Annotated in this window: 8 protein-coding genes; 5 read left to right on the top strand and 3 right to left on the bottom strand. The window is 65.7% G+C overall.

The genetic code is table 11. The features are described 5' to 3' along the window. Together JOZ00_RS23940 and JOZ00_RS23935 are read right to left on the bottom strand one after the other, a co-directional pair. On the bottom strand, nucleotides 1–785 hold a 785-nt coding region (locus JOZ00_RS23940; RefSeq protein WP_293349101.1), incomplete at its 3' end, for a thiolase domain-containing protein. 14 nt (nucleotides 786–799) lie between these two features. Beyond that, nucleotides 800–1795, bottom strand: a complete 996-nt coding sequence (locus tag JOZ00_RS23935) for an OB-fold nucleic acid binding domain-containing protein (RefSeq protein WP_293349098.1) — start codon at nucleotides 1793–1795, stop codon at nucleotides 800–802. Nucleotides 1796–1865: 70 nt separating this feature from the next. Between JOZ00_RS23935 and JOZ00_RS23930 the strand changes: the two genes are divergently transcribed. The 3 genes from JOZ00_RS23930 to JOZ00_RS23920 are packed head-to-tail and all read left to right on the top strand — an operon-like array spanning nucleotide 1866 to nucleotide 4897. Next, nucleotides 1866–2906 (top strand): LLM class F420-dependent oxidoreductase, encoded by a 1041-nt coding sequence (locus JOZ00_RS23930; RefSeq protein ID WP_293349095.1) that lies wholly within the window; start codon nucleotides 1866–1868, stop codon nucleotides 2904–2906. Nucleotides 2907–2948: 42 nt separating this feature from the next. Continuing rightward, nucleotides 2949–3665 (top strand): acetoacetate decarboxylase family protein, encoded by a 717-nt coding sequence (locus tag JOZ00_RS23925; protein WP_293349092.1) that lies wholly within the window; start codon nucleotides 2949–2951, stop codon nucleotides 3663–3665. Continuing rightward, on the top strand, nucleotides 3662–4897 hold the full coding sequence (locus JOZ00_RS23920; RefSeq protein ID WP_293349089.1) for a cytochrome P450: 1236 nt from the start codon (nucleotides 3662–3664) through the stop codon (nucleotides 4895–4897). Before JOZ00_RS23925 ends, JOZ00_RS23920 begins: the two co-directional genes overlap by 4 nt. 80 nt (nucleotides 4898–4977) lie before the next feature. Here the strand turns inward: JOZ00_RS23920 and JOZ00_RS23915 are convergent, their stop codons facing one another. Continuing rightward, a complete protein-coding gene (locus JOZ00_RS23915; RefSeq protein WP_293349086.1) occupies nucleotides 4978–5799 on the bottom strand; it encodes a crotonase/enoyl-CoA hydratase family protein in 822 nt (273 codons plus the stop codon). Nucleotides 5800–5863: 64 nt separating this feature from the next. Here JOZ00_RS23915 and JOZ00_RS23910 point away from each other — a divergent pair, with 64 nt between their 5' ends. Both JOZ00_RS23910 and JOZ00_RS23905 read left to right on the top strand, forming a co-directional pair. After that, on the top strand, nucleotides 5864–7516 hold the full coding sequence (locus JOZ00_RS23910) for an acyl-CoA synthetase (RefSeq protein ID WP_293349083.1): 1653 nt from the start codon (nucleotides 5864–5866) through the stop codon (nucleotides 7514–7516). Then, nucleotides 7513–8031: fructosamine kinase family protein (locus JOZ00_RS23905; RefSeq protein ID WP_293349078.1), on the top strand; the 519-nt coding region annotated here is incomplete at its 3' end. The genes JOZ00_RS23910 and JOZ00_RS23905, both read left to right, overlap by 4 nt.

Below are 8031 nucleotides of genomic sequence, written 5' to 3'. Positions count from 1 at the left end.
AGGGCGACGTGGGCCGCGGCCTTCGTGGACTCGGACTCGGTGAGGTCGCGAACGCCCAGCGCCGGCGACTCGATGCGGTGCTCAATTCCGGTGATCCAGGCCGGGTTTTCGCGCAGCTCGCGCGCCCGGTCGCCGGCCGCGAGCACGATCACGGCGGCGCCGTCGGTGATCGGCGCGATGTCGTGGCGCCGTAACGGATCCGCGAAGAACGGCCGTTCGAGCAATTCCCCGACGCTGATCGCCGGCTCCACCCGGTCCACCCGGCGGGCGTTCGCCCAGGAGTCGAATGCCACGCGCGCCATCTGCTCTTCGGTCCACTTGCCGGAGTCGAGCCCGAGGCGGGCCTGCAGTCCCGCCATCGACACCGAATCCGGCCACAGCGGCGCGACGGTGTAGGGGTCGGTCTGGCGCGAAAGGATCTGGCGCAGAATCCCGGCCGAGGACTTGCCGAAGCCGTACACCAACGCGGTGTCCACCTCGCCGGTCAAGATCTTGATGTAGGCCTCGTAGAGGGCCCAGGCCGCGTCCATCTCGACGTGCGACTCGTTGATAGGCGGAACCGCACCGATCGAGTCGATCGCCGAGATGAACGAAAATGCCCGTCCGGCAAGGTAATCGGACGAACCGGAGCACCAGAAGCCGATGTCGGCCTGGTTGATCCCGAGCTCCTCATAGAGCTGGTGGAAGCATGGAATCAACATCTCCACGCCGTTGGTGGTGCCGTCGGTGCGGCGTACGTGCGGGGCGTGGGCAAAGCCGACAACCGCAACGTTGCGTTCGCTCATTGCAAGTAAACCCTTTACAGGTGGTGCTTGTAGGTGTCGTATTCGGCGTCGGGTTCCCCTGTCGGCCGGAAGTACTCGATGTTGTCGATCCCAAAACCCCACTCGTCGCGAGGTTTCCAGACCGCCTCGACGCGCATCCCCATCCGCACGTCGTGCGCGTCGATGTCGGCGACCAGGTGCAGGAACGGAATGTCGGAACCGTCCAGCAGCACGTAGGCCGCCACGTACGGCGGCTTGATGCGCTGACCCTGGAACGGGATGTTGATGATCGCGAACGTCGTCACCGTGCCCTTATCGGGCAGTTCGACGAAATCGGTTGTGGGATGGCCGGTTGCCGGGTCGGCGCCGTGCGGCGGGAAGTAAACCTTTCCCTTCTCGCCCGTCCGGGCGCCCAGCAGCTTGCCCTCGGCGATGGCGCGCAGGTATGCGCTCTCCTCGTGCGAGGCGGTGTGCTGAATGGTCAGCGAGATCGGCGTGACGATCATGGTCACCGGATCTTGTTCGCCCGCAGATTGTTCCGTCACCGGCTCGGCTTCGTCACCGAGTGCGAAGTACGCGATGTCGGTGATGGCCCCGACCGTCTCGTCGGCCCAGTGCGCGTGCACCCGGGTTCCGCTGCGGATCGCCTTCGGCTCACCCGCATCCACCGCGTGCATCATCGGGGTGTCCGCGCCGTCGAGCTTGATCAGCGCCCACGCGAACGGCCGGTCCAGCGGCTGGCCCTCGATCGGGTCGGGCTGCCATGTCCAAGACACGACGGTGCCGACGCTGGATACCGGTACCATCTCGCCCAGCGGCTCATAGGTAACCGGGTCATATTCCGCCGGCGGGACATGCACGCGGCCATCGGATCCGCGCACCCCGAGGATGTGGCGCTCACGCAAGGCGGTGAAGAACTTGCCTAGCGTGGGGCCGACCGAACGGGTGTAGTCGAAGGACAACGTTAGTGGCGCGGAGAGCGGTGGCTCAGGATTATTAATCAAGGTCGGGCTGCTCGAGCTGGCTGTCACGCCATCGAGTAGAACAGGTTCTAAGAATCGTTTCAATATCGGGTCCGGTCTAGGTGGGAAGGGCGCAGAAATGAAGCTGGGATTGCAGCTGGGATATTGGGGCGCTCGGCCGCCGGAGAACCATGCGGAACTCGTGGCAGCCGCGGAGGCAGCGGGATTCGACTCCGTCTTCACCGCCGAGGCATGGGGATCCGACGCCTACACGCCGCTGGCCTGGTGGGGTTCGTCGACCTCCCGCGTGCGGCTGGGCACCTCGGTCGTCCAGCTCTCCGCGCGCACCCCGACGGCATGCGCGATGGCCGCCCTGACGCTCGACCACCTCAGCGGCGGACGGCACATCCTCGGGCTCGGCGTCTCCGGCCCGCAGGTGGTCGAGGGCTGGTACGGCCAATCGTTCCCCAAGCCGTTGGCCCGCACCCGCGAATACATCGACATCATCAGGCAGGTGTGGGCCCGGGAGAAGCCCGTGACCAGCGCCGGCCCCCACTACCCGCTGCCTTTGAAGGACGGGGCCCGGCGACCGGTTACGGGCCTGGGCAAGCCGCTCAAGCCCATCACTCATCCGCTGCGCGCCGACATCCCGATCTTCCTGGGCGCCGAAGGGCCGAAGAACGTGGCGCTGGCCGCTGAGATCTGCGACGGCTGGCTGCCCATCTTCTACACCCCGCGACTGGCCGACATGTACAACGAATGGCTCGACGAAGGGTTCTCGCGGCCCGGCGCCCGTCGTTCCCGCGAGGACTTCGAGATCTGCGCGACCGCCAACATTGTCATCACCGACGACCGCAGCGCCGCCTTCGCGGCCATGAAGCCCTACCTCGCCCTCTACATGGGCGGCATGGGCGCCGAGGACACCAACTTCCATGCCGACGTCTACCGGCGGATGGGCTACGCGGAGGTGGTCGACGAAGTGACCGCTCTGTTCCGGTCCGACAAGAAGGACAAGGCCGCCGAAATCATCCCCGATGAGGTGGTCGACGACGCCGCGATCGTCGGCGATCTGGACTACGTGCGTAAGCAGATCAAGGTCTGGGAAGCCGCTGGTGTGACCACGATGGTGGTGTCCGGTCGCAATACGGAGCAGGTCCAAGAGGTGGCGTCCCTGATCTGACCGCTGCTTGCCTCCGCTTAGAACACGTTCTAAATTGACCGGATGACAGCCTCGCAGCACACCATCGCGGGCACGGTGATCACGATGCCTGTGCGGATCCGCAGGGCCGAGCAGCACATGGCGATGTTCTCGGTCGACGCCGACGCCGCACAACACCTGATCGACTACAGCGGCTTGCGGGTCTGCCGCTTTCTTCCTGGGCGTGCACTCGCGGTCCTGATGCTGATGCACTACATCGACGGCGACCTCGGCCGGTACTACGAATTCGGCACCAGCGTCATGGTCAACCCACCCGGGTCGAGTGCGAGCGGTCCGCGCGCCTTGGCGTCGGCCGGCGCCTTCATCCACCACCTGCCCGTCGACCAGGAATTCACCCTGGAAGCAGGCACCAAGATCTGGGGTTACCCGAAAGTGATGGCGGACTTCACCGTTCGAGAAGGTCGTCAGTTCGCGTTCGACTGCGCGATAGACGGGCAACTGGTAATCGGCATGGAGTTTCGCCGCGGTCTGCCGATCCGGCTCACGCCGCGAGAGCAGGTGCAGCGCAGCTACTCGCACCGCGACGGGGTCACCCGCGAGACCGCCTTCGAGCACACGCTGGACGGCGTGCGCACCCGATTCGGCGGAGTGCGCATCAGGCTGGGTGATCACCCCTATGCGAAAGAATTGGCGTCGCTTGGTCTTCCGAAGCGCGCGATGCTGTCCAGCTCCACTGACCACGTACAAATGACATTCGGCGACGCGCAGGAGATCTCATGACCGTTATTGGAAAAGGGACCATTCCCGACTCGATCCGCAACATCGATCTCACCGACGGCAACTTCTACGCCGACCGACCGACCTCGCGCGAGGCGTATCGGTGGATGCGCGCCAACCAGCCGGTGTTTCGGGATTGCAACGGGCTGGCCGGTGCGACGACCTACCAAGCCATCCTCGACGCCGAGCGCAATCCGGAGTTGTTCTCCAGCACCGGCGGAATCCGTCCCGACCAGCCCGGCATGCCCTACATGATCGACATGGACGACCCGGCACACCTGGTGCGGCGCAAGCTCGTCAACGCCGGCTTCACCCGCAAGCGGGTCAAGGAGAAGGAGCCGTCGATCGGGCGGCTCTGCGACGCTTTGATCGACGCCGTGTGCGAGCGGGGCGAGTGTGACTTCGTCCGCGACATCGCCGCGCCACTGCCGATGGCGGTGATCGGCGACATGCTCGGCGTGCTGCCGCAAGAACGAAGCAAATTGCTGCAGTGGTCGGACGACCTGGTCTGCGGGTTGAGCTCGCACATCGACCCGACCTCGGAGGTGGCCCAGAAAGTGATGGGTGCGTTCGCCGCGTACACCGCCTTCACGATGGAGATCATCACCAAGCGGCGCGCCGAACCGACCGATGATCTGTTCTCCATCCTGGTCAACGCCGAGGTCGACGGGCAGCGGATGTCCGACGACGAGATCGTCATGGAGACACTGCTGATCCTCATCGGGGGCGACGAGACGACGCGCCACACCCTGAGCGGCGGGATCGAGCAGGTGTTGCGTCACCGCGACCAGTGGAACGCTGTGGGGCGTGACCCGTCGTTGCTGCCTGGCGCGATCGAAGAGATGCTGCGCTGGACGTCGCCGGTGAAGAACATGTGCCGAATATTGACCGCCGACACCGACTTTCACGGCACGCAGATGCGTGAGGGCGAGAAGGTCATGCTGCTGTTCGAGTCGGGCAACTTCGACGAAACGGTGTTCGAAGACCCCGACAACTTCGACATCCGGCGAAACCCGAACAGCCACATGGCGTTTGGCTTCGGTACCCACTTCTGCCTGGGTAACCAGCTGGCCCGTCTGGAGCTGTCCATGATGACCGAGCGGGTGCTGAAGCGCCTGCCGGATCTGCGGCTGGCCGAGGACGACTCGTCGCTGCCGCTGCGTCCGGCGAACTTCGTCAGCGGTCTGGAAGAGATGCCGGTAGTGTTCACCCCCACCGCGCCGCTACTCGGCTGACCCCGGACTTGCGCCGAGCGCAACGCCACTGCGGAAAATCGTTGAGAATTCAGCAGTGGCGTTACCCTCGCGATCCAGCCTTACTTGTTCTGGAAGTTGGGCTTGCGCTTCTCGGCGAACGCCCGCGGGCCTTCCTTGGCGTCGTCGGACAGGAACACCTTGATGCCGATCTGGGTGTCGATCTTGAAGGCCTCGTTCTCGTTCATGCCCTCGGTCTCGCGGATCGCCCGCAGGATCGCCTGCACGGCCAGCGGGCCGTTGTTCTCGATCAGCTTGGCGATTTCCAGCGCCTTGGTCAGGGCCTGCCCGTCGGGCACCAGGTACCCGATCAGACCCATCTCCTTGGCCTCCGCGGCGGTGATGTGGCGGCCGGTCAGCAGCAGGTCGCACGCGACCGTGTAGGGAATCTGGCGCACCAGGCGGACGGCGGAGCCGCCCATCGGGTACAGGCTCCACTTGGCCTCCGAGATGCCGAACTTGGCGCTTTCGCCGGCGATGCGGATGTCGGTGCCCTGCAGGATCTCGGTGCCGCCGGCGATCGCGGGGCCTTCGACGGCCGCAATCAGCGGTTTGGTCAGCCGCCGCCCCTTCAGCAACGCGTCGATGCGTGACGGGTCGTAGCTGCCATCCTTGAAGGACTCTCCCGGCGGTTTTTTGGTTGCTGCCTTGAGGTCCATGCCGGCGCAGAAGTAGCCACCGGCGCCGGTCAGGATGCAGCACCGGATGTCTGGATCGTTGTCGACGCGGTCCCAGGCCTGGACCATGATTTCCATCATTTCGGTGCTCAGCGCGTTGCGCGCGTGCGGCCGGTTCAGCGTGACGATGAGCGTGTGACCGCGCTGTTCAACCAGTGCGTCTGGTTCATCGGGGCCCGACTGTTCGTTTGCTGGAGCTTCGGCCACGGCTATCGCCTTTCCCTCGACGTTGAGCACGAACTTGTCAGGAAATGTAACACGTTCTAATTTGGTGGCCGTGGCCCTGAATATTGCCGATCTCGCCGAGCACGCCATTGACGCTGTGCCTGACCGTGTCGCCCTCATCTCCGGCGACGAGCAGTTGACCTACGCCGAACTCGAGGAGAAGGCCAACCGCCTTGCGCACTACCTCATCGATCACGGCGTCAAGAAGGACGACAAGGTCGGCCTGTATTGCCGCAACCGCATCGAGATCGTCATCGCGATGCTCGGCATCGTCAAGGCCGGCGCCATCCTGGTCAACGTCAACTATCGCTACGTCGAGGGCGAGCTCCGCTACCTGTTCGACAACTCCGACATGGTCGCGGTGGTCCACGAGCGTCAGTACGCCGACCGCGTCGCCAACGTGCTTCCGGACACGCCCAACGTCAAGACCGTCCTGGTCGTCGAGGACGGCAGCGACGACGATTTCGGCCGGTACGGCGGTGTCGAGTTCTACTCCGCGATCGCGGAGGGCTCACCCGAGCGCGACTTCGGCGAGCGCAGCGCCGACGACATCTACCTGCTCTACACCGGCGGCACGACCGGTTTCCCGAAGGGCGTGATGTGGCGCCACGAGGACATCTACCGCGTGCTCTTCGGCGGAACGGACTTCGCGACGGGCGAATTCGTCAAGGACGAGTACGACCTGGCCAAGGCCGCCGCCGCCAACCCCCCGATGATCCGCTACCCGATTCCGCCGATGATCCACGGCGCCACGCAGTCGGCCACCTGGATGTCGATCTTCTCCGGTCAAACCACCGTGCTCGCACCGGAATTCAACGCCGACGAGGTGTGGCGCGCGATTCACGACCACAAGGTCAACCTGCTGTTCTTCACCGGTGACGCGATGGCTCGGCCGCTGCTCGATGCGCTGCTCGCCCACCAGGATGCCGGCAACGAATACGACCTGTCGTCGCTGTTCCTGCTCGCCAGCACCGCGGCACTGTTCTCGCCGAGCATCAAGGAGAAGCTGCTCGAGCTGCTGCCCAACCGCGTCATCACCGACTCAATTGGCTCCTCGGAGACCGGGTTTGGCGGCACCAGCATCGTCGCCAAGGACGCGCCGCACAGCGGCGGTCCGCGCGTGACGATCGACCACCGCACCGTCGTCCTGGACGACGACGGCAACGAGGTGACGCCCGGCTCGGGCGTGCGTGGCTTCATCGCCAAGAAGGGCAACATCCCCGTCGGCTACTACAAGGACGAGAAGAAGACCGCCGAGACCTTCAAGACGATCAACGGCGTCCGTTACGCCATCCCCGGCGACTTCGCGACGGTCGAGGAGGACGGCACCGTCACGATGCTCGGCCGCGGCTCCGTCTCGATCAACAGCGGCGGCGAGAAGATCTACCCCGAAGAGGTCGAGGCCGCGCTCAAAGCCCACCCTGACGTCTTCGACGCCCTGGTGGTCGGCGTGCCCGACCCGCGTTACGGCCAGCACGTGGCCGCCGTCGTGCAGGCCCGGCCGGGGTCGCGGCCGTCGCTGTCCGACTTGGACGGATTCGTTCGCTCCGAGATCGCGGGATACAAAGTGCCGCGCAGCCTTTGGCTGGTCGACGAGGTGAAGCGCTCGCCCGCCGGCAAACCGGACTACCGCTGGGCCAAGGAGCAGACCGAGGCCCGCCCGGCTGACGACGTGCACGCCGCGCACGTCACTGCGTGACGGATTTCGTCAAAAGTCACTCCGGCGCACCCGCCGGTTTCTTCGCCTGTGAAGCCGCCGGGCTGCGATGGCTCGCGAGCGTCGACGGCGGTGTGCCGTGCGCGCGGGTCGTTTGCGTAGATGACACGAGCTTGACCCTGCAGCGGCTCGAGTCGGCGGCACCGGGCCCCGAGGCCGCTCGCGTGTTCGGCGGCCGGCTGGCCGTGACGCATGACGCCGGTGCACCGGAGTTCGGCGCAGGGCCCGACGGCTGGGACGGGCCGGGGTTCTTCGGACCGCTGTCGCAGCCACTGCCGATGTCGCTGCGGCGGCATAAACGCTGGGGCGGCTTTTACGCCCAGGAGCGGCTGGCGCCGATGGCCGAGCTCGCGGCGGGGCTGGATGCGTCGACCCGGTCCGCGGTCGACTCGGTCGCGGCACGCTGTCGTGCGGGCGACTTCGACGACGACGATCCGCCCGCCCGGCTGCACGGCGATCTGTGGAGCGGCAACGTGATGTGGACCCCTGACGGGGTG

This window comes from Mycobacterium sp. (genome assembly GCF_019243155.1).
Taxonomy (GTDB): domain Bacteria; phylum Actinomycetota; class Actinomycetes; order Mycobacteriales; family Mycobacteriaceae; genus Mycobacterium.
Note: the sequence above shows the minus strand (reverse complement) of the source record. Positions and strands in the feature narration are given on the sequence as shown.

Coding starts and splice junctions, on each gene's coding strand:
- JOZ00_RS23930 (WP_293349095.1), top strand. CDS start 1,866: ATGAAGCTGGGATTGCAGCTGGGATATTGGGGCGCTCGGCCGCCGGAG.
- JOZ00_RS23920 (WP_293349089.1), top strand. CDS start 3,662: ATGACCGTTATTGGAAAAGGGACCATTCCCGACTCGATCCGCAACATC.
- JOZ00_RS23925 (WP_293349092.1), top strand. CDS start 2,949: ATGACAGCCTCGCAGCACACCATCGCGGGCACGGTGATCACGATGCCT.